We start from the raw sequence: 20,852 nt of genomic DNA, 5'->3' as shown, positions 1-20,852 counted from the left end.
TTGGTTTAACATCCTACTCAGACCCTTGGCTTTAGTGATGCTCCTTCAACCTGTTGCGTATCGAGGTCATACCGCCTTGTCTCCTTTCGCCAAACCCTCGCCGGCAGATATCCCTAAAACCAAGACCATGCCTGCATGGATCTTACGGAGAGCGGTGTGCGGCGTGTCTTTGCTTACCGGCACAGCCTACGCCCAATCTCCCACCAACATCTTCGATCCTGCCGGCACGCCGGCGCGCTCTGCCTTCGGCCTGTCGATGTTAGTTCTTTCCATCACGCTGGTCATATTTCTCATCGTCGCCGGACTCTTGCTCTATGCCCTCATCCGCTTCCGGCACCGCCCCACAGACTCCAATCGCGAGCCCGCCCAGATCTACGGCAGCAACCAGATCGAACTCTCCTGGACCGTCATCCCGATCCTGATCGTCGTAACGCTCTTCCTCACGACCACGCGCGTCATCCTCGGAACCGAGGCGATTCCCAAGCCCGCGAGTGCACTCGACGTAACGATCATCGGCCACCAGTTCTGGTGGGAGTACCGCTATCCCAAGTCCGGCGTCGTTACAGCCAACGAGCTCCACGTTCCCATCAGCGACCCAGCATCGCCAACCCCGACCTATCTGACGATGTCCTCGGCCGACGTCTCCCACAGCTTCTGGATACCTCGTCTCGCCGGCAAGATGGACCTGATTCCAAACCGCGTCAACACCATGTGGATCGACCCTGAAGCGACGGGCCTCTATCTCGGCCAGTGCGCCCAATACTGCGGAACCCAACACGCAAAGATGCTCCTCCGCGTCTACGCGCAGACCCCGCAAGACTTTGCCGCCTGGCTCGACCAGCAAAATAGGCCCGCACAGAAGGACTTCCCCGGCAACGCCGCGGCAACCGAGGGTCAGGCCGTCTTCATGAAAGACGCCTGCATCAACTGCCACGCCATCAAAGGAACCGTCGCCACCGGCCGCTTCGGCCCCGACCTGACCCACCTCGCTAGCCGCGACACCATCGCCTCCGGGCCGATTCAAAACACGCCCGCAAATCTGAGGCGGTGGGTCGATGACCCGAACTCCATGAAGCCCGGTTCCTTAATGCCGGCGATGCATTTGAACGATCACGATCTCGACGTCATCACCGCTTATCTCTCTCAGCTTCACTAACCCTTTACCGGAAAGAAGCGAAGCATGACCACAACTCCTGTATTGGAAGCAGTCGACGAGACACTGGAGACTCAGAGTCGACCACCGCTCAACGTCATCTACGAGTGGCTAACGACAGTCGATCATAAAAAAATCGGGCTGATGTACATCGTGTACGCCCTGATCTTTCTCGTCATCGCTGGCTTCGAAGCGATCCTGATGCGAATTCAGCTCGCAATTCCCAACAACCACTTTGTCTCGCCTCAGGTCTTCAACCAGCTCTTCACCATGCACGGCACCACCATGGTCTTCTTCATGGGAATGCCCATCCTCTTCGGCATGGGGAACTATCTTGTCCCCCTCATGATTGGCGCGCGCGACATGGCCTTCCCGCGGCTGAACGCCTTCAGCTTCTGGATCTCCGCCTTCGCCGGCCTCCTGCTCTACTTCAGTTACATCGGCGGCAGCGGCCTCTACGCCGCAGGCTCTGCGCCCGACGTCGGATGGTTCGCTTACGCCCCTCTCACCTCAAAGGTCTTCTCGCCCGGTCACAGCACCGACTACTGGACGCTCGCCGTCTTTCTCAGTGGTGTAGGAAGCATCGGCACTGCACTCAACATCGTCACCACCATCCTCTGCATGCGTTGCAAAGGCATGAAGATGAGCCGCATGCCGCTGCTCCCGTGGCTCTACCTCGTCATGTCCGGCATCGTCTTCGTTGCCGTCAGTCCGCTCACCGCAGCGCAGATCATGCTCACGCTCGACCGCTACCTCGGCGCTCACTTCTTCGACACGCAGGCCGGCGGCTCCGCCATCCTGTGGATGCACTTCTTCTGGATCTTCGGCCACCCCGAGGTCTACGTCCTCGTGCTCCCCGCCTTCGCCTTCGCCAACGAGATCATCCCCGTCTTCTCCCGCAAGGCCATGTTCGGCTACCCCGCGATGGTGGCGGCCTCAGTCTCCATCGGCTTCATCAGCCTCAGCGTCTGGGCGCACCACATGTTCACCGCTGGCCTCGGCCCTGCGGGCAACACCTTCTTCGTCTTCGCCACCATGGTCATCTCGGTTCCGACCGGAATCAAGATCTTCAACTGGCTCGCGACCATATGGGGCGGCAAGATCATCTTTGCTGTCCCCATGATGTTCATGATCGGTTTTCTCTTTCAGTTCCTCATCGCGGGCCTTACCGGCATCATGCTCGCCGCCGCTCCGTTCAACTGGCAGCTCAGCGCCTCCTACTTTGTCGTCGCTCACTTCCATTACGTACTCGTCGGAGCAATCGTCTTCTCGCTCTTCGGCGCCTTCTACTTCTGGTACCCCAAAGTCACCGGCAGGATGATGAGCGAGACGCTTGGCAAGTGGCACTTCTGGCTCTTCCTCATCGGCTTCCATCTCACCTTCGACTTCATGCACGTCCCCGGCATCCTCGGCATGCCGCGACGTATCTACACCTACGAAGCGGGCCGCGGCTGGGACACTCTGAATCTCATAGTCGGCATCGGAGCTATCTTTCAGGCAGCAGGCACCATCGTCCTGGTCTACAACATGATCTACTCCTACTTCAAAGGCAAAGAGGCTGGCCACGATCCATGGGACGCCTGGACCCTCGAATGGTCCGTCCCTTCGCCGCCGCCGTCCTATAACTTTGCCATCGAACCAACCGTCAGCAGCCGCCGGCCACTATGGGATCTGAAACACCCTGAAGATCCAGACTCGGACTACGAATGATGACAACCGTAACCACCGCAAGCAGAATTCCAATCGACGGGCCGATCGAAACCCCATGGAAGCTGCCTTACCGCGGCACCGTCGGCATGGCGTGTCTCATCATCGCCGAGTCTGCGATCTTCATCATCTTCGTCGTCGCCTACATCTACTACATCGGCAAGAGCCTCAGCGGGCCAACCCCCGCGCAGGTGCTCGAGCTCCCCATCTTCGGCACCATCTGTCTGCTTTCCAGCAGTATCTTCGTTCACTTCGCCGTCAGCAATCTGCGCAAAGATAACCTCCGAGGCTGCACCCTCAATCTCGCCGCCACCGTCCTGCTTGGCACCATCTTTCTCGCCACCACCGCCCGCGAGTGGTATCACCTCATCCACGACGAGGGCCTCACCATCAAGACCAACCTCTTCGGTACCACCTACTACTCTCTGGTCGGCCTCCACGCGACCCACGTAGTCGTCGGCCTCATCATGCTCTCTCTCACCCTCGGGCTCTCGCTAACCGGCCACGTAAAAGAAGAGCACTCCGAGAAGCTCGAAGTCCTCTCCCTCTACTGGCACTTCGTCGACGCAGTCTGGGTCGTCGTATTTCTCGTCGTCTATGTCTTAGGCAGATAACTTCCGGAGAGGAGGAGCACGATGCAGGAAGAACAAATCACGCAATCCGCACAAGGTCACCAGCACGAGCACCGGTCAGACACCGTCATCCTTCCGGCACCAACGCCGTGGCCCATGGTCCTCGCGCTCGGTCTCTCGCTCATGATCACCGGCATGGTCACCCACTGGGTCATCAGCCTCTTAGGACTCCTCCTGGCTCTGCGTTCCATGTTCGGATGGTTCTTCGACATCTTCCCGCACGAACTTCACGTCGCCGTCCCCGTACAAACCGGCGTCATGCAGATCTCGAGCACCCGCACCACCCGCGAGCAGCTTCCTGTCGGCGCAACCCACCGCCAGCTATTGCCGGTCGAAACCTTCAGCATCACCTCCGGCATTAAGGGCGGCATCGTAGGCGGCATCGCGATGATCATTCCCGCAGCTCTCTTCGGCCTCCTCAAATATCACAGCATCTGGTACGCCGTGAATCTACTCGCCGCAGGCGGCTTTGTCAGTTGGGGGAGTGAGAGCACCGCCTTCCTCACCCAATTTCACCTCGAAGGGCTTCTCGCTGCAACCGGCATCCACGCCTTCACCTCCGTCCTGATCGGTCTTCTCTACGGAGCCATGTTGCCGATGTTTCCTAGAAAGCCAATCCTCACCGCCGGCTTCGTCGCTCCCTTACTCTGGACCGGCCTTCTCTATTCGGCGCTCGGAATCATCAGTCCTGTCCTCAACGCCCGCATCAACTGGCTGTGGTTTGTCATCTCACAGATCGCCTTCGGCCTCGTCTGCGGCTTCGTCGTTAACCTTCAGGTCAAGGTGCGCACTCCGCAGTTTCGATCCCTACCCTTCGCCGTTCGCGCCGGTATCCACAGCGATGTACCTCTTACGAAAGACGACGAACAATGAGCAAACAACAATGAGCAAACAACAATGAGATCCGCCCCTCACAGACTCGCAGTGTTCGGCACCCTCATGCTGTCGGCTGTCTGCATCACCACCACCGGTTGCAGTCGCATCCCCGGCCGCCCCGGACCAGGTCCTGAAGTCGTACGCCCCGATGAGGTCCTGGACTTCGCAACCCTCTACAAACAAAACTGCGCGGCCTGCCACGGGAACAACGGCAAGAACGGCGCAGCGATATCGCTCGCAAACCCCGTCTACCTCGCAGTAGCCGGAGAGCAGACCATACACCAGACCATCGCCCAAGGCGTCCCCGGCGGCCTGATGCCTGCCTTCGCCAAAGCCTCCGGCGGATCGCTCACCGATCAACAGGTCACCATCTTGGCGCAAGGCGCCATGCAGCAGTGGAGCGCCTCCGATCAACTCGCAGGCACGACCCTTCCACCCTATGCCGCCACGCTGCAGGGCGATGCCAACCGCGGACAGCAAGCCTACTCCGCAGCCTGTGCCCGATGCCACGGCGCAGACGGCGAAGGCACCTCCGCCGATTCTAAAACCAGCGATCCCAAAGCCACCGCAGGCAAACTTGGCTCCATCGTCAACCCATCCTATCTCGCCCTCATCAGCGATCAGGACCTGCGCAGCATCGTCATCGCAGGCCGTCCCGACGAGGGCATGCCCGACTGGCGCTCTGACTCCGCCCAGCCCCTCAACGACCAGCAAATCACCGACATCATCGCCTGGCTAGCCTCCAAACGCGTCGCCGAGCCCGGCCAGCCCTATCACTCCCACTAAGCACTCACTCTAGATTCGGACGATCAGAAGAATTGAAAACGAAGCAACGCAGGAGCAGCAAGCAATGATACCGAGTGAACAGCTCCCACCAACCGATCAAACCTTGACCGAGCCACACCCCGACTCCGTCAAAGACCCGAGCATCGCCGCAGGCCACTCCCGTCGCGTCTTTCTCTTCAAGCTGGCTCTCGCGGTCAACGGGCTGGTAGGCTTCGTCCTTGCCATCCCAATCGTCGGCTATCTTCTCGGCCCCGCGCTCAAGAAGACCTCGACCGACAACTCCTGGATCAACCTCGGCCCGCTCGCCGACTTCCCGGAAGGCGAAACCCGCCTCGTCAACTACCGCAACCCCATCACCAACGAATGGGACGGCCAGACAGGCGACATCCCCTGCTGGGTCCGCCGCGTCTCCGGCGACACTTTCCAGGTCTTCGCCATCAACTGCGCCCACCTCGGCTGCCCAGTCCGCTGGTTCGCCCAGTCCAAACTCTTCCTTTGCCCCTGCCACGGCGGTGCCTACTACGCCGACGGTGCCCGCGCCTCCGGACCACCCGAGCGGGGCCTCTTCGAGTACCAGCACAAAGTTTCGAACGGCACCCTCATGATCAGCGCCGGCAGAATGCCAACGCTAGCCAATGAAGCAAAGATGGTCACTCCCCTAACCCAGATAGAGACCCAGATCGATGGCAGCCCCGCAGCACGGATCGCCGCCCGCCTTAACACCAATGACCAACCCCAGCCGAGGTGCAGCTCATGCCAGACCTAAAGCAACGCAGCCTCGAGGTCTACAACTGGTTCGAAGCCCGGCTCGGACTCGGCACCCCTCTCATCGAAACAGCCGAGCACGAAGTCCCCGCCAACACCGCCAGTTGGTGGTACGTCTTCGGCAGCGCCGCCACCGTCATCCTCGTCCTGCAGATCATGACCGGCGTCCTGCTCGCGCTCGTCTACGCCCCCACCGCCAGCAACGCCTGGAACAGCCTCCAGTTCCTCGACCACAACGTCAAGCTCGGCTGGTTCCTCCGCGCCATGCACGGCTGGGGCTCGGACTTCATGGTCGCCATCGTCCTCATCCACATGGTGCAGGTCTTCCTCTTCGGAGCCTACAAGTTCCCCCGCGAACTCACCTGGATCATCGGCGTCTTCCTCCTCCTGTTAACCCTCGGCATGGCCTTCACCGGCCAGGTTCTGCGCTTCGACCAGGATGCCTACTGGGGCCTCGGCATCGGCGCCTCCATCCTCAGCCGCGTCCCGCTCATCGGCGGCCCACTCGTCGGACTCATGCTCGGCGGCCCCATTATCGCGGGGAATACCCTCTCCCGCTTCTTCGCCCTCCACGTCTTCGTCATCCCCGGCATCCTGCTTGCGCTGGTCGGCATGCACGTCTGGATGGTCCTTCGTCTCGGCATCAACGACTGGCCCATGCCCGGTCGCCTCGTCAAAAAATCCACCTACCAGCGCGAGTACCACGAGCTCGAGAAGAAGACCGGTATCCCCTTCGTCCCCGACGCCGCATGGAAGGACGCCGCCTTCGCCGCCGCCATCATGCTGGCCGTCATCGCCTGCGCGCTCTGGTTCGGCCCCTTCGGTCCCAGCGGCCAGCCCGACCCCACCATCATTGAAACCGCGCCCAAGCCCGACTACTTCTTCCTCTGGCTCTACGCCGTCCTCGCCTACCTCCCGCCCGCCCTCGAAACTCCCGTCCTCTTCATCATGCCGGTCGTCGGCATCGCCGCTCTCATCCTTCTCCCGCTTCTCTCGGGAGAAGGCGAAAAGCATGTGTCCCGCCGACCCGCAGCCGTCTTGATCGTATCTGTCCTCGCAGTCTCGCTCGGCGTCTTCACCCACCTAGGCACCTACACGCCGTGGAGTCCCATCATGAACGCGTGGACCAGCGATCCCATCCCCGCGTCCTACCTGCACAACCGCACCCCACTCGAACGCGAAGGCGCGCTCGTCCTCCAGAACAAGCAATGCCGCAACTGCCATTCGATCGGCGGCGAAGGCGGTCTTCGCGGCCCGGCACTCGACACCGTAGCCTCCCACATGACCGAAGATCAGATCATCCGCCAGGTCCTCCAGGGCGGCGGCAACATGCCAGCCTACGGCAACGCCCTCAACCCGTCAGAGACCACCGCACTCGTCAAATTCCTCACCACGCTGCGCGGCAATGATCTGCAACCCGCCATCGACGCCTCACGCCACCTGGCCCTCACCACGGAACACACACCGCCCTCCAGTGCCCCGTAGACCGCACGAGAAAAGAGCTTGCATCCATTCCGTCGTGGCTTTGATCCAGGTACGTCGAGGTTTGATCCAGTACGCCAAGACTTCGCATCCAGCACGCCAGGGCTTCTCATCCAAGTACGCCGTGGCGTCGCATCCAGCTACGCCGGCACATTGCATCTAGGTACCCCAAGGCTTTAGCCTTGGGTTTCTCCATCAGCGCTTGACGTGGGGCTTTAGCCCCTGGGGTATGCATTCCCATCCCAGCCGAAGTCTCCGTTCCGCAACAATCGCCAAACACGAATCAACCCCGCATATAACCTACTCAAATGCCTCCTGAATACAGGGCGATCTTCGACGAATGGTCCCCTCCGCTCTTCCTCACCACGGCGCTGCTCCTCAGCGTCGTCCTTTACACACGCGGCTGGTACGCCATCCGCAAGACGAGGCCCGCACTCTTCCCCACCTGGCGCCTCGTCTGCTTCAACCTCGGCATCGCGACCATCTGGGTCTCCATCGCCTCACCCATGGACGGCTTCGCCGACGCGCTCCTCAGCGCCCACATGGTCGAGCACCTCCTCCTGATGTCCTTCGTCCCACCGCTTCTTCTCCTTGGCTACCCACAGGTCCCACTCCTCCGCGGCCTTCCCCACGACATGACTGTCCATTTGCTCGCCCCCTTCCTGCGCATGAAATGGCTCCGAACCCTCGGCCACTTTCTCACTCGGCCGCTCGTAGCATGGCTCGCGATGAACCTCACCTTCCTCCTCTGGCACATCCCCGCCGCCTACGACTTCGCCCTCGAGCACGAACACTGGCATGAGTTCGAGCACATCTGTTTCCTCTCCACATCGATCCTCTTCTGGTGGCCGCTCATCCGCCCCTGGCCCACCAGCGCCCGCTACCCCGGCTGGATCATGCTGCCCTACCTGGTCCTGGCGGACATCGTCAACACGGCACTCTCCGCCTTCCTCGCCTTCTGCGACCGCCCCGTCTACACCTACTATCTCGAGCGCCCAAACCCCTTCCACATCGACCCCATCGCCGACCAGCGCGCCGGAGCCGTCATCATGTGGGTCCTGGGCTCGCTCATCTTCCTCATCCCAGCCATCTTCGTAACCTTCCGCCTCCTGCACCAAGAGAAGACCCGCCTCTCTTAGAGGCGCACCCAACCTCTACCTCCGACCAACGGGAGGACCAGGCACTCATCGTGCCGAGACAAGGTAGACGAGTCACGAAGTGACCGCCGCGCGCAGCGGACCCCGTCCGGCAGGACATTTGCCTCAAAAAAAATTATCTATGAAGTTATTTCTATGGTGGAGCTGAGCGGGATCGAACCGCTGACCTCCTCGTTGCGAACGAGGCGCTCTCCCAACTGAGCTACAGCCCCCCACCAAACTCGCCTCACGCACCACTTTCGCAGGCCCGAGACAGCCGAAACAACATCTCCGAGTGTATCAGCAACCAACCTCACACTCAAACCGAGGAGACCTTACAGTAAAGGGTCAGTTTGAATTTCCAGACCTATTCGGAATCGCCGTAGGCGGTACGAGGTTGGAACCAGGAGCCTCCCCCAAATGGACTCTTACTCGCAAAATCCGGAACGGGCAACAGGTACCCGCCCTGAATACTTGAAGTCTCCTGCATCCAACGCAGGTCGTACCCGACTTGCTGCCCTTCCTCAGACCAACTGCAGGCGAGATGCCCACTCTCCGTTTCCCATGATCTCTTCATCGCAAATCCCTCCGGCATCTGCCTAGGACTGATAAAAGGCTATATCTTTTCCGCCTCACGCCAAACCCACTCACGGCAAAACACCCACCCGCCCCATCACAGCAGTCCCAGCAGCCAGCGGTTTCTCCACCACATGCCACACCTCACCCGCATCCATCACCACCCCAAGCACCGGAACCACCAGCCGAGCCCCACTCCGCGCCACAGCCTCCAGCACCCCGACGTCCCCGGCAACAAACTCCGTCCGATCCAGCGCCATCTGCCAACGCTGCCGCCCCGCCACGCGAGACTCCTCACGAATATCAATCACCTCAGCCGCAAAGGAACTCACCGTGCACTCGCCGAAGTAGCCGCCGGACTAACCGCCGCCACCAGCGCCTCCATCTCCCGCCTGCTCCCCACACAAAACGGCGTCCTCTGATGGATCCCCTCCGGCTTGATATCCAGAATCCGCCCCGCACCATATGTCGCCATCCCACCCGCCTGCTCTGCAATAAACGCCAGCGGATTCGCCTCATACAACAGCCGCAACTTTCCCTTCGGCTGCTTCAAAGTAGGCGGATACAAAAACACCCCCCCCTTCAACAGCGTCCGATGAAAGTCCGCCACCAGACTCCCGATATACCGCGAGCTATACTCCTTCTTCAACCCACCCGTCCGCAGCATCTCCACATACCCGCGATACTCCTCCGGCCACCCCGCCGCATTCGCCTCATTCACCGAGTAGTAGCTCCCCTGCTCCGGCATCATCATCTTCTCGTTGCTCAGCACAAACGCCCCAATCGTCGGATCGAGCGTAAAGCCATGCACCCCATTTCCCGTCGTATACACCAACACCGTCGACGGCCCATACACCACATACCCCGCCGCCACCTGCCGAAACCCAGGCTGCAGAATCGACTCCTCCAGCGTCCCCAACTCCGCAGGCATCCTCCGCAGCACGCTGAAGATCGTCCCGACATTCACGTTCACGTCAATATTGCTCGACCCATCCAGCGGATCGAACACGATAATGTACTTCCCCGTCTCCGCATCCCGGTTGAACGTCACCGGCTCCTCATCCTCTTCGCTCACCAGCGCCGCAACGCTATCCCGCAGTCCCAGGCAATGCAGCAGCGCCTGATTCGCATAAACATCCAGCTTCTGCTGCTGCTCCCCCTGCACATTCTCCGCGCCAAACGCGCCATACACATCGCTCAATCCCGCCGACCGAATCTTTGCCTCAATCATCTTCGCGGCCAGCGTAATCCCACTCAGCAACCAGCTGAATGTCCCCGTAGGCTCACGCCCCGTAGACTTCAACATCTCCTGTTGCTGCTGCAAAATATGCTGCTGCACCGTCGTAATCATCGCCATGCTCACGTCTCGCATTTGAAATTTTGGTCTGCTCGGATCCCAGAATCGAAGCCTATCATCCGTGCAATATTCAGTACAGTAAGCCGATTATCGCGCTGCTAACTGGGACCAGCCCGCACTTTACACGCCATCCATGGAGTGTTATCTTTTCCCCCTCATCAGGTAACACTCCCTCCCCGGGTCTTCCAGCCTTCCCTCATCGTCGACACCATCTTGGGCCACGCTCTCAAATCCTGCACCCAATCTCTATCCAGGAGCCTCCCATGATCCAGACCCTTGGCAACACCACCAACTTCACCATCAACTACCAGGACACCAACTACAGCACCAATCCCCCAACCCCTTTCGTCAACGTCCTGCAACGCGCCCAACAGCTCAAAGCAACCTGTGAGGCCGACTTCACCCAGCTGAGAAGCTGGTTCGCCATCCACGACGGCTTCGGACCAACTAATCTCGTCACCCTCCAGATTGAACCTGACTCCTATGCGCACAACTTCGGCTACAAGTCTGACGGCACCACCTTCGTCCGCATGAACCCCTTCGACTCCTCCACCAATCAAGATCAGGCCAACGACGCCGTCCAAGCTCTTTTTGTGGCTGAGATCATCGAGGTCCTGATGGACTATCGCAACATCAAAGCAGGCCCGGGTAATATAACCTGGCATCCTTCCCAGAGCGACGGAGAGGGGCTCTCCCGCTTCGCTGCTGCACTCCTCCATCCCGTCGGCTACTACAACATTCTCGGCGCTCCTTTCGTCAACACCTGGCTGCAAAGCACCCGCCCGGACTGGGTCACCAAACTCGGGGCTTCCGACACGGACCTGCCCAGCTTAGGTTGCTCCCTCCTCTTCCTCTACTACCTATACGATCAACTCGACCTCACCATTCCCAGCATCATCCAAAAAGGCGGGGCAACCCTTGAGCTGACCTATGAAAATCTCACCGGCCAGAACGGAGGCTTCACCCCCTTCAAGCAGCTCCTCGACACCTACCTGCCCTACAACTCAGCCCAGCACTACACCAGCCTCCTCTCCGACAACCCTTTCCCGATCCTGCAAGGCAACAACAGGAGCATCTTCTTAAGCTTCTCCGAAGACCTGATCAAATCCGTAGCCGAGCCGCTGGTCGATCCAAGGGTCACCGTCAGTCCTTTCCTCACCTGTCCCGCAAAAGACTACCGCTACTCCGTCCTCGATCTCACCTGCAAGCTGCATTGCGTCGCCTCGGTCACCGGCTTTGCCCAACCCAAATTCTCCTGGCACGTCAACAGCCTGCAGGCCGACAACGGCGGCTCCATCAATATCACGATCCCCGTCACCGTAGACCTCGCCGCCCATCCCGAAGCCCCACAGAGCACCACCGGTCAGGACAACCTCTACTGGAGCATCCCGACAAACTCCTCCACCTACACCGGACCGGCTGGCGAGCTCGACCTCACCAACACCGGCTCCCCCCACCCCGGGCACGAGCACCTCACCATCCAGGTCGATGTAACCGAGGCCTTCGGCTCAACCGACTCGGTCTCCCAGATAGGGAGCGGCACCCTCGACACCAAAAAAATCGTCTACGAGCCCAGCTTCTACACCGACCGCCAACAATGCCTCCACAACTTCGTCCACGAGCTAGGCAAATACAAACTCGTCAACCGCATCCCCCTCATCTTCAACTTGCCCGATCCTCCTCCCGAGCTCGGCGACGGCATCCGCATTCTGGTCGAGATCATCCAGGAACTCCAGCTGCTTCGAGGCGAAAACAGCAAGCTCGCCGCTACAACCACCAAATACCTTTCGCAAAAGTTCCAGATCCCGCAGTCGATCCTCAGCGTACCTCTCGCCGCTCTACCCCCGGAGGCCGGCGGACCCGTCATAGGGTAGATCAGTGCGCCTGCCGAGGAAGGGACCGACTGAATCCCTTCCTCGACACACATACCGTCGCAACCCCACATCCGCACTGGCAAGTCTGCATGCGAATCAATTCCCTTGCATGATCACCCGCTATAATCGCGCATGCCCTCCAGACGACGCTTCCTTCTGTCCGCTACAGCAGCAGCAGCCACCTCGTCTCTTTCGGTCCCAGCGCCTCCTCTCCTAGCGCAACGCCTCTCGGCCCCATCAACCTCAGAAGCCTCGCTCCCACCCGCTATCTCCGCTCTCACTAACCGACGCGCCGAAGCCGTCCCCATCACCCTCGCCGAGCGCGAACAGCGTCTCGACCGGGCCCGCGCCCTCATGCACCAGAACAAGATCGACGCCATCGTCATCACCACCGGCACCTCGCTCACCTACTTCACCGGCCTCCGCTGGGGCCAGTCCGAGCGCTTCTTCGCCTGGTCCCTCCCCGCCACCGGCGCTCCCTTCATCGTCTGCCCCGTCTTTGAAGAAGGCCGCGTTCGCGAACGTATGGAAGCCAAACCCGCAGCTCTGCCCTCCGCCTCCACCACCCGCGTCTACACCTGGAACGAAGACGAAGACCCCTATCAACTCCTCGCCAAAGCACTCAACGAATCTGGCCTAGCCACCGGACAGATCGGCATCGAAGAGCGCACCCAGTTCGTCTTCGCCAACGGCATCGCCCATGCCAGCCCCGCGCTCACCACCACAAGCGCCACCCCCATCACCTTCGGCTGTCGAGGCATCAAGTCTCCCGCCGAGCTAGCCCTCATGCAGCTAGCCAACAACATCACCCTATCCGTCTACAAAGCCTGCTATGAGTCGGCGCAGCCCGGCATGACTAACCGCCAGTTCAGCCAGATGGTGGACCTCGCCTACACCCGTTGCGGTGTCACCGGCGACGCTAGCTGCCAGGTAGGCGAGTACTCCGCGCTTCCCCACGGGTCGTTACAACCGCAAGTAATCCGCGAGGAAGAGATCATCCTCATCGACGACGGCTGCACCGTCGAAGGCTATCAATCTGATATCTCCCGTACCTTCGTCCTCGGAGACCCCACCATCCCCAAGCTCGACAAAGCCCGCAAGGTCTTCGACATCGTCTTGAAGGCGCAATCCGCAGCCCTCGCCGCCGCCCATCCCGGCGCACCCTGCCACACCATCGACGCCGCCGCACGCGACCTCATCGCCGCCGCCGGCTACGGCCCCGACTACAAGTACTTCACTCATCGCGTAGGCCACGGCATCGGCATGGACGGACACGAGTGGCCCTACCTCGTCCGCGGCAACACCACACCCCTCGCCACAGGCATGTGTTTCTCCGACGAACCCGGCATCTACCTCCCCGGCGAGTTCGGCGTCCGCCTCGAAGACGACTGGCACGTCACCGAAGACGGCGGCAAAATGTTCACCCCGCAAAGCCCCTCGCTCGAACACCCCTTCGCATAAGCCTCAAAACCTGTCTAAAAACTGCAACTGAAGCTTTGTTTGCTGTTGTTCGTTTGTGTCGTCATCCTGAACGAAGTGAAGGATCCCTGTATTTTGCCTTTGCACTTGGTGTTGCCTGTTCTTCAACCCATCCCTCAATGCAACTCCCTTACGCATCTAATTTGGGAAAAATCCTGAGATCTTCGAAGCCATGGAAGCTGTCATACCAGACCCTTCCGCACCTCACTCAGAATTTCGTCCGAGAATCTCTCGTCCTCCACCGCACGGGCCAGTATCATCGCCCCCACCATCGAAGCCGTCATCCGAATTGCATCTCCCCGCGCCGACCTCCTGGAACGCCAGGGAAAGTGAGCCGTCACAGCCTGAATCAAGGCCTTCAGCCGGTCCGTGAACACACCCCTCACCTGCGGCTCGTGCCTAATCTCCGCCGAAAGACTCGCCATCGTGCATCCCGTACCGGGAGCATCACGATGAGCCGCACTCAAATACCTCTTCACATACTCCGCTCTCCCCTTGGCCGTGCCTTCGGTCGCATTCAATCCGTCTAACGTGTTCTCGAATCCAAGCAACACGCTCTCCGCCATCAACTCTTCCTTCGAGTCGAAGTGATTATAAAAAGGGCCATGCGTCAAACCCGTCGCCTTCATAATCTCGCTGACGCTCACACCGGAAAATCCCCTCTCGCGAAATAACCGCGACGCCTCTTCCAGAATCCGCGCATGTTTCTCCGCCGTCTCTGCTGCTGGATATCTCATCCCAACCTCCCGCTTGACTTTATACATGATACACGTCATGCTTAATCAAGATGAAGCATGACAAACATCATGCATTGATTAAATAAAATGCAACTGCACCCAAACGTTGGCAGTCTGCAATCAAAGACATCGAAACCTGACAAGAGGAAAACACCATGAAACTCCAAGGAAAGAAAGCACTCATCACAGGCGGCAATAGCGGCATCGGCCTCGCCACCGCTCAACTCTTCATCCAGGAAGGCGCACAAGTCGCCATCACCGGCCGCGACCAGAAGACCCTCGACGAAGCCGCCAAACTCCTCGGCCCCAAGGCCACAGCCTACCGCGCCGACGTCGTCGACTTCGAAGCGCGCAAAGATCTCTTCGCCAAAATTAAGAAAGACTTCGGCCACCTCGACATTGTCTTCGCCAACGCCGGCATCGCCGGACAAACAACCACCGGCAACACCGACGAAGCGACCTTCGAAAACATCATCCGCATCAACCTCACCGGCGCGTTCTTCACCGTCCAAGAGGCTCTCCCCATCCTCAAAGACGGTTCTTCCGTCATCTTCAATGGCTCCGTCATCGGATCGCTCGGCCAGCCAGGCTACGCCGCATACGCCGCAAGCAAGGCCGGCCTCCGCGGTCTCTCCCGCTCCATGGCCGCCGATCTCGCTCCCCGCGGCATTCGGGTCAACGTCGTCGCTCCCGGACCAATCAAGACACCCATCTGGACCCGCAACACCCGCACCAGCGAAGAGAACGATGTTCTAGCAACGCGCATCGCCTCTACGATTCCGCTAGGCCGCTTAGGCGAAGCAGAGGAGCTCGCAAAAGCAGTCCTCTTCCTCGCCTCCGACGACTCCTCCTACGTCAACGCAGTCGAGTTCTTCGTCGACGGCGGCGTCGTAGGCACTCCCTTTGGCGGACCAGCCTTCCGCGGCTAAAACAACGGGCGATCGTGAAACACGCCGACGATCGCCCGCACCTTCCTTGTAATCGCAGGTATCAGTGCTGCGGCACGACCAGCACCTCAACCCCACTAGCCGCTCCAACATTCCGATAAACACTCTCCGTCGCCTTCACGAACTGCTCAGGCTTCGCAAACGGAATATCCACAAACGTCTGCGGATTCCTGTCCACCAACGGAAACCACGAGCTCTGTACCTGCACCATAATCCGATGCCCCGTGCGGAACGTATGATTGACATCCGGCATCTCTGCATCCACCTCCACCATCTTTCCTGGCGTAAGCGCAGTCGGCTTCTCCCAGCTATCCCGAAACTTCGCCCGCATCGGCTCGCCCCGCACCAGTTGTTCATACCCACCCATCAAAACTGGCGCAGCACCAACCACCCGCTTACCCACAGCGTCGTTTGGAGGATCAGGATAATCATCCGGATAAACATCAATCAGCTTCACCACAAAATCCGCGTCAGTCCCGCTGGAGGACACCTTTAGCTTCGGCCGCACCGGCCCTGCAACCGTCACATCCTCCGTCAGAGGTTCGGTTTCATACGTCAATACATCAGGTCGCCGCGAGGCAAACCGCTGATCGTCATCCATATACCGTTGCGGCACCGTGTCCGTTGTGTAATCCACAAACGGCACAGGATGTGCCGGATCACTCACATACTCATCCACACCAGCCTTCTCGTTAGGAGCATCGAAGCTGAGCCTGCCGTCCGCGTGAAAATAGAGCATCTTCGCCGCCGCAGACTTTGGAGGCCACGCATCATACTTCTTCCAAACATTGCTTCCCGTCTCAAACACATAGGCCTTTGGCAGCACTCCCCCATCACGCCCCTTCAAATAATGCTCAAAAAACGGATACTCGATGTTCTCTCGATAGAACAGTGAAGTCTTCGAATTGAACGTCACATCGCCAAGACGGTCCCCGTCGTTGCGTGACCATCCGCCATGCGTCCAGGGTCCCACCACCAGCGTATTCACCGCACCGGGATTGAACTCATCGATCGCATGAAACGTCTTGAACGGCCCCGACAGATCCTCCGCATCGAACCATCCACCGACCGTCATCACCGCCGCATGCACATTCTTCATATGCAGCGAAAGATCACGTTTCTTCCAATACTCGTCGTACGTTGTATGCACCAACTGATCGTGAAACAAGAAGTTCGATCCGTCGAACGCCTTATCCAAACTTCCTGTCGGTCCGGCCTTCAAATAAAATTTGTAACTATCTGGAACACCTAAGTCATACGTGGCCCGTTTCTCGGGCAGCATAGGCGTTTTCTGTGGCTTAAAAAAAATGTAAAACCCATAGTTGGCCGACAACATAAACGCGCCGCCATGGTACCCATCATCATTGAAGAATAGATTCGTCATCGGAGCCTGCGGACTGGCTGCCTTGATCGCCGGATGCGAATCGATAATGCTCGCCGACGTATAAAACCCCGGATACGAAATCCCGGTAATCCCCACCTTGCCGTTGTTGTTCTCCACATGCTTCAGCAGAAACTCAACCGTGTCGTACATATCCGTCGACTCATCCACATCTTTATTCGACTTCTTGTCCTCGATATGCGGACTCATCTCCTGAAACACACCCTCGCTCTGATACCGCCCACGAGCATCTCCGCACACAAAGATGTAGCCCGACTCCAGCAGCTCCTGGCTCGCTCCTAGTCGCGTCGGCATCTTGTCCTCGCCATAAGGACCGCAGCTGTACGGCGTCCGCGTCATCAAAAACGGATACGGCCCCGCATCCTTAAACGCCCCCGCCTGCGGCGTATACACCGACACAAACAGCTTCACCCCATCTCGCATCGGAATGCGATATTCAAACTTCGCATAGTGCGACTTGATGAACTCTTCCTGACTCGCCGCTGGAGCCTGCGCCAGCACTCTACCAGCAACCATCGTCAGCAAACACAGCACAAGCGCGATCTTACTTTTCATCAACCCTCGAGGGAAAAACAGAATAGTGGAAGTCTATCGCGACTAAACGTTTGCTGACATACGATATTTCACATCTATACGCGAACGTCCTTATCTTCTTCTCATAATGTTCAAAAACGCCACAAGTCACCGCATCCTGTTCGCCGCGGTCAATGCCTGAATAGGAGTTCCCGCAGCGATCGTCGCCGCGGCCTCACTATCCGCCGACTTGCTCGCCGCAACAGCCGCCGTCTTGCGAAAGATCGTCGTCTCGGCCTCCGACTTGAACCACCGCGCCCCGCCAAAACCAACAAGAATCGCCGTACTCAACTCAGACAGCCTCAACGTAACCGCAGGAGACGGCGCGAAATTCCCCGTAAGTGCCGAGGTCTGCGTCGCAAGCCACGCCCCAACCGCCGCAACGATGCCCACTATCACCACGCCGATGTAGCCCGGACGAAAGACGCCTTCCTCTATCACCGGCAGGTGAAGTCCTGAGTCCCCGATGAACACATTGACGAAGCCGCCCAGCGCTCCGCACACAGCGACCGCCATAAGATCTACAACAAGATCGTGCATAGCTCACCTCTCTTCGGAAGCTCACCATCATAGAACATCGACCGACTACCGCCCCACCGGCACTCCCTCAACCCTCAGCAAACGCCCCACCGGATACTGTCCCACCTGGTTAGCCGCAAACCAGGGAGTCCGCTCATAGAAAAACTCCAGTCGGGCATATGGGTTCCCCGCAAACACCGGATCACTCGCTACCTTCTTCTCGAACTCCGTCTTCAGCTTCGGGTCCTTCGCCATCATCTCGCGCGCCAGCGACTCCAGCACATAGGCCTCGCCATACTCCTTCTGCTCAAAGATCGAATCGAAGAAGCCCCACTGCAGCGCCGAGTCAGGCGCCGCCGGCTCCAGCCACTCCAGCGCCACCTTCGACAGCCGCTGATTCAGCCGCACCACCGCCGACCCCGCCGGAAAGCTCCTCTTCTCCCGCACCAGAACACAACTCCCATACTTTCCCGGATCATGCATAGCCTCGCCATTGAACGTAGGATGCCGTCCTTCGAAAGGAGGCTCCTGCCACGCCATCCCGCCGCATTGATACGTCTCCACATCTCCCGACCACGCCGCCGTCGTCCGCTCAATGTCCACCTGATGCGCCGCCAGCACATCAATCACCTTCACCCACTGTGCGGGAACAATGTACGCAGCCGGCGCCTTCGTCTCTGCCTTCACCTTAAACCCGGTCTGGAACGGCAGCGAAACATTCCACGGCTCATGCGAATACTCCACACGCATCGCCCCCGAAACTGCACTCAACTCCCGCGTGTACTTGTACCCGCGAAACAGAAACGGTGTCGTCTCCCCACTCCATTCCAGCGCCAGCGGATACATGACATTCCCGAGCGGGTGCGCGCCCAGCGCCTCTGCCTCCTTGTCCGCCGCGGCATTCAGCGCAATCACCTTGTCCGCATCCCGATTCATCAACTCCATCAGCCCGGCAAGAATCTCGTAGTTGCCCGTAACCCGCGTCTTGTAGTCCTTCAACATATGCAGCTCAACCAGCATCCCCGGCCGCCCCTCAAGAATCACATAGCCCGTCGAAAATCGTGGCGGATCATCATTGAACCCGAGCCCGTCACCCGGATCATTGTCATTCACAAAATTGATATAGGTAGGCGAAGCCAGATGCCCATGCGAGTCCACATACTTCTCCAGCGTCGACGTCGCCACCTCATCCACCCACTTCGCCGTTCCCCTCGGTACATTCGGCCCGTCATCAATCGTGAACGTCACGTCATACTGATAGTCCGCGCCATCGGTCACGTGGTCATCTACAAAAAAGTCCGGCAGCCAGCGATGAAACATCGTCATAAACGCACGCGCTTCCGGCGTATCCAGCTTCAGATAATCACGGTTCAGATTAAGATTCGTTCCATTGCCCCGCCACCCCATCTCCGCCGGACCAGCCTGGTTGATGCGGTTATAAGCGCTCCTCCGCTCATGCCCATCCGCGTTGTAGATCGGAATAAACACAAACACCGCCCGCTCCAGCAAGTTCGCCTTCGTCTTCGAGATCACCATGTCCCGCAGCAGCGCAAGGCACGCATCCTTCCCGTCCATCTCCCCCGCATGAATCGAGTTCTGCACCAGCACAATCGGCCGTTTCGCTTTATGTAACTCAGAAGGATCAAATACTCCATCCCGCGAAACCACCACCACATCCAACTCGCGCCCTTCGCCTGTCTTCCCAAACGCCTCAATCTTCACCTGCCCCGGCGCCGCACCCTGCACGCGATTCAGATAGGCCATCGTCTCCGCATAATCCGGAGTCGTCGCATAGCAACTCTTCTCCGCCGGAGTCATCCACGCCGCATTACCACTAGGCGTGCAAGCCACACTACCCGCTGCATGCGGCTGCAAACTTATATCAGCCACCGTCTGCCCCCGCGCCACTCCACCCAAAACCAAAGCCGCCACAAAAACCACGCCAACGCCGGAACCAATTCGCATCTCAAACTCCTCGCACGATCAACTCTCTACGAACACGCTAACATTCCTACGAATGCAAGCGACCCCGGCGCGCAATTTGCCCCGCCAGTCAAGCACCGTTATCCTCGTCACTATATGAATCAAGATCTCTGGACCTCAGTCGACCGCTTCCTCACCGACACTCTCGTTCATCCCGATCAAGCACTCGACGAAGCCGTTCGCGTCAACGCAGACGCAGGACTTCCCGCCATCGACGTAGCTCCCAACCAGGGCAAGTTTCTGCATCTGCTCGCCCGCATCCATAAAGCCAAGCGCATTCTGGAAGTCGGAACCCTCGGCGGATACAGCACCATCTGGCTGGCGCGCGCTCTCCCACCAGACGGCACACTGATCACACTCGAGCTCAATCCCACCCACGCCAGCGTAGCTGCGGCAAACATCAAGCGCGCAGGCCTATCCTCGCTCGTCGACCTCAGAGTCGGCAGTGCGCTCGAATCTCTAGCCAACCTGCACGCCCAAAAAGCCGCACCCTTCGACCTCATCTTCCTCGATGCGGACAAACCCAACAACCCCTCCTATCTGGAGTGGGCGATCAAACTCTCGCGTCCCGGCACCGTCATCATCGGAGACAACGTCATCCGCGACGGCGCCATCCTCGATCCGAACAGCTCCGACCCCGGCGTCTCAGGTACACGCACCTTCCTCGAGCGCCTCGGCAACCATCCCCGGCTCGATGCGACCGCACTCCAGACCGTCGGCAGCAAAGGCTACGACGGATTCGCCATCGCAATAGTCAACGAAAGCGAATAGCCACTCGGCAGTTGAAAAAAGACGACCCCGACCAACGGGAGGACCGTCATCTATCACTCCCAAAACAGGTATACAAGTCACGAAGTGACCGCTCCAC

The 20,852-nt window shown here is 59.2% G+C and carries 18 protein-coding genes and 1 tRNA gene; 12 read left to right on the top strand and 7 right to left on the bottom strand.

The features are described from left to right. The first annotated feature begins 163 nt into the window (after positions 1 to 163). The 8 genes from coxB to RBB81_RS10835 all read left to right on the top strand — a co-directional run bounded on the left by coxB (position 164) and on the right by RBB81_RS10835 (position 8,540). Positions 164 to 1,156, top strand: coding sequence for a cytochrome c oxidase subunit II (coxB, locus tag RBB81_RS10870; RefSeq protein ID WP_353073702.1), 993 nt, complete (start codon positions 164 to 166; stop codon positions 1,154 to 1,156). Between the two features lie 24 nt (positions 1,157 to 1,180). Then, positions 1,181 to 2,863 (top strand): cytochrome c oxidase subunit I, encoded by a 1,683-nt coding sequence (gene ctaD / locus RBB81_RS10865; RefSeq protein WP_353073701.1) that lies wholly within the window; start codon positions 1,181 to 1,183, stop codon positions 2,861 to 2,863. Beyond that, entirely contained in the window at positions 2,860 to 3,474 is a 615-nt protein-coding gene (locus RBB81_RS10860; RefSeq protein WP_353073700.1) for a cytochrome c oxidase subunit 3, read from the top strand. Before ctaD ends, RBB81_RS10860 begins: the two co-directional genes overlap by 4 nt. Before the next feature lie 21 nt (positions 3,475 to 3,495). Next, the gene (locus tag RBB81_RS10855) at positions 3,496 to 4,365 is read left to right on the top strand and encodes a hypothetical protein (RefSeq protein WP_353073699.1); all 870 of its coding nucleotides are present in this window, start codon (positions 3,496 to 3,498) and stop codon (positions 4,363 to 4,365) included. Positions 4,366 to 4,389: 24 nt separating this feature from the next. Then, positions 4,390 to 5,154: a c-type cytochrome gene (locus tag RBB81_RS10850; protein WP_353073698.1), complete on the top strand. Its 765-nt coding sequence runs from the start codon at positions 4,390 to 4,392 to the stop codon at positions 5,152 to 5,154. A 64-nt stretch (positions 5,155 to 5,218) separates the two neighbouring features. Beyond that, positions 5,219 to 5,920 carry a ubiquinol-cytochrome c reductase iron-sulfur subunit gene (locus RBB81_RS10845; protein WP_353073697.1) on the top strand — a complete coding sequence of 234 codons (702 nt, stop codon included), beginning with the start codon at positions 5,219 to 5,221 and terminating at the stop codon, positions 5,918 to 5,920. Continuing rightward, positions 5,908 to 7,404 (top strand): cytochrome b N-terminal domain-containing protein, encoded by a 1,497-nt coding sequence (locus RBB81_RS10840; protein WP_353073696.1) that lies wholly within the window; start codon positions 5,908 to 5,910, stop codon positions 7,402 to 7,404. The genes RBB81_RS10845 and RBB81_RS10840 overlap by 13 nt, the downstream gene beginning before the upstream one ends. Positions 7,405 to 7,709: 305 nt before the next feature. Beyond that, positions 7,710 to 8,540, top strand: a complete 831-nt coding sequence (locus RBB81_RS10835; protein ID WP_353073695.1) for a cytochrome c oxidase assembly protein — start codon at positions 7,710 to 7,712, stop codon at positions 8,538 to 8,540. A gap of 154 nt (positions 8,541 to 8,694) precedes the next feature. Here RBB81_RS10835 and RBB81_RS10830 read toward each other — a convergent pair. The 3 genes from RBB81_RS10830 to fbp all read right to left on the bottom strand — a co-directional run bounded on the left by RBB81_RS10830 (position 8,695) and on the right by fbp (position 10,485). Further along, positions 8,695 to 8,770, bottom strand: a tRNA-Ala gene (locus tag RBB81_RS10830). A 414-nt stretch (positions 8,771 to 9,184) separates the two neighbouring features. Next, complete coding sequence (locus RBB81_RS10825; RefSeq protein WP_179581918.1) at positions 9,185 to 9,445, bottom strand: hypothetical protein; 261 nt, start codon at positions 9,443 to 9,445, stop codon at positions 9,185 to 9,187. Next, complete coding sequence (gene fbp / locus RBB81_RS10820; protein WP_353073694.1) at positions 9,442 to 10,485, bottom strand: class 1 fructose-bisphosphatase; 1,044 nt, start codon at positions 10,483 to 10,485, stop codon at positions 9,442 to 9,444. The genes RBB81_RS10825 and fbp overlap by 4 nt, the downstream gene beginning before the upstream one ends. Positions 10,486 to 10,733: 248 nt before the next feature. Between fbp and RBB81_RS10815 the strand changes: the two genes are divergently transcribed. Both RBB81_RS10815 and RBB81_RS10810 read left to right on the top strand, forming a co-directional pair. Next, entirely contained in the window at positions 10,734 to 12,344 is a 1,611-nt protein-coding gene (locus RBB81_RS10815; RefSeq protein ID WP_353073693.1) for a hypothetical protein, read from the top strand. A 132-nt stretch (positions 12,345 to 12,476) separates the two neighbouring features. Beyond that, a complete protein-coding gene (locus RBB81_RS10810; RefSeq protein ID WP_353073692.1) occupies positions 12,477 to 13,805 on the top strand; it encodes a M24 family metallopeptidase in 1,329 nt (442 codons plus the stop codon). A 200-nt stretch (positions 13,806 to 14,005) separates the two neighbouring features. On the opposite strand, the gene RBB81_RS10805 is transcribed toward RBB81_RS10810, so the two are convergent. After that, positions 14,006 to 14,560 carry a TetR/AcrR family transcriptional regulator gene (locus RBB81_RS10805; RefSeq protein WP_179581914.1) on the bottom strand — a complete coding sequence of 185 codons (555 nt, stop codon included), beginning with the start codon at positions 14,558 to 14,560 and terminating at the stop codon, positions 14,006 to 14,008. Positions 14,561 to 14,715: 155 nt separating this feature from the next. Here RBB81_RS10805 and RBB81_RS10800 point away from each other — a divergent pair, with 155 nt between their 5' ends. Beyond that, positions 14,716 to 15,489: an SDR family NAD(P)-dependent oxidoreductase gene (locus RBB81_RS10800; protein WP_353073691.1), complete on the top strand. Its 774-nt coding sequence runs from the start codon at positions 14,716 to 14,718 to the stop codon at positions 15,487 to 15,489. A 61-nt stretch (positions 15,490 to 15,550) separates the two neighbouring features. Here RBB81_RS10800 and RBB81_RS10795 read toward each other — a convergent pair whose 3' ends face one another. From RBB81_RS10795 to RBB81_RS10785, 3 genes are all read right to left on the bottom strand, one after another. Then, a complete protein-coding gene (locus tag RBB81_RS10795) occupies positions 15,551 to 17,464 on the bottom strand; it encodes a CocE/NonD family hydrolase (protein WP_353073690.1) in 1,914 nt (637 codons plus the stop codon). A 126-nt stretch (positions 17,465 to 17,590) separates the two neighbouring features. Beyond that, positions 17,591 to 18,022, bottom strand: coding sequence for a hypothetical protein (locus tag RBB81_RS10790; RefSeq protein WP_179581911.1), 432 nt, complete (start codon positions 18,020 to 18,022; stop codon positions 17,591 to 17,593). A 45-nt stretch (positions 18,023 to 18,067) separates the two neighbouring features. Beyond that, complete coding sequence (locus RBB81_RS10785; protein WP_353073689.1) at positions 18,068 to 19,966, bottom strand: M14 family metallopeptidase; 1,899 nt, start codon at positions 19,964 to 19,966, stop codon at positions 18,068 to 18,070. A gap of 114 nt (positions 19,967 to 20,080) precedes the next feature. On the opposite strand from RBB81_RS10785, the gene RBB81_RS10780 reads away from it, so the two are divergent. Continuing rightward, a complete protein-coding gene (locus RBB81_RS10780; RefSeq protein ID WP_353073688.1) occupies positions 20,081 to 20,755 on the top strand; it encodes an O-methyltransferase in 675 nt (224 codons plus the stop codon). The last annotated feature ends 97 nt before the right edge of the window (positions 20,756 to 20,852 follow it).

Origin of the sequence: Tunturibacter gelidoferens (genome assembly GCF_040358255.1) — a bacterium.
In the GTDB taxonomy this organism is placed as follows: Bacteria; Acidobacteriota; Terriglobia; order Terriglobales; family Acidobacteriaceae; genus Edaphobacter; species Edaphobacter gelidiferens.
Note: the sequence above shows the minus strand (reverse complement) of the source record. Positions and strands in the feature narration are given on the sequence as shown.

Excerpts from the sequence above, each read along its gene's own strand:
- ctaD (WP_353073701.1), top strand. The coding sequence starts at position 1,181 with ATGACCACAACTCCTGTATTGGAAGCAGTCGACGAGACACTGGAGACT.
- RBB81_RS10860 (WP_353073700.1), top strand. The coding sequence starts at position 2,860 with ATGATGACAACCGTAACCACCGCAAGCAGAATTCCAATCGACGGGCCG.
- RBB81_RS10855 (WP_353073699.1), top strand. The coding sequence starts at position 3,496 with ATGCAGGAAGAACAAATCACGCAATCCGCACAAGGTCACCAGCACGAG.
- RBB81_RS10850 (WP_353073698.1), top strand. The coding sequence starts at position 4,390 with ATGAGATCCGCCCCTCACAGACTCGCAGTGTTCGGCACCCTCATGCTG.
- RBB81_RS10845 (WP_353073697.1), top strand. The coding sequence starts at position 5,219 with ATGATACCGAGTGAACAGCTCCCACCAACCGATCAAACCTTGACCGAG.
- RBB81_RS10840 (WP_353073696.1), top strand. The coding sequence starts at position 5,908 with ATGCCAGACCTAAAGCAACGCAGCCTCGAGGTCTACAACTGGTTCGAA.
- RBB81_RS10835 (WP_353073695.1), top strand. The coding sequence starts at position 7,710 with ATGCCTCCTGAATACAGGGCGATCTTCGACGAATGGTCCCCTCCGCTC.
- fbp (WP_353073694.1), bottom strand. The coding sequence starts at position 10,485 with ATGCGAGACGTGAGCATGGCGATGATTACGACGGTGCAGCAGCATATT.
- RBB81_RS10815 (WP_353073693.1), top strand. The coding sequence starts at position 10,734 with ATGATCCAGACCCTTGGCAACACCACCAACTTCACCATCAACTACCAG.
- RBB81_RS10810 (WP_353073692.1), top strand. The coding sequence starts at position 12,477 with ATGCCCTCCAGACGACGCTTCCTTCTGTCCGCTACAGCAGCAGCAGCC.
- RBB81_RS10805 (WP_179581914.1), bottom strand. The coding sequence starts at position 14,560 with ATGAGATATCCAGCAGCAGAGACGGCGGAGAAACATGCGCGGATTCTG.
- RBB81_RS10800 (WP_353073691.1), top strand. The coding sequence starts at position 14,716 with ATGAAACTCCAAGGAAAGAAAGCACTCATCACAGGCGGCAATAGCGGC.
- RBB81_RS10795 (WP_353073690.1), bottom strand. The coding sequence starts at position 17,464 with ATGAAAAGTAAGATCGCGCTTGTGCTGTGTTTGCTGACGATGGTTGCT.
- RBB81_RS10790 (WP_179581911.1), bottom strand. The coding sequence starts at position 18,022 with ATGCACGATCTTGTTGTAGATCTTATGGCGGTCGCTGTGTGCGGAGCG.
- RBB81_RS10785 (WP_353073689.1), bottom strand. The coding sequence starts at position 19,966 with ATGCGAATTGGTTCCGGCGTTGGCGTGGTTTTTGTGGCGGCTTTGGTT.
- RBB81_RS10780 (WP_353073688.1), top strand. The coding sequence starts at position 20,081 with ATGAATCAAGATCTCTGGACCTCAGTCGACCGCTTCCTCACCGACACT.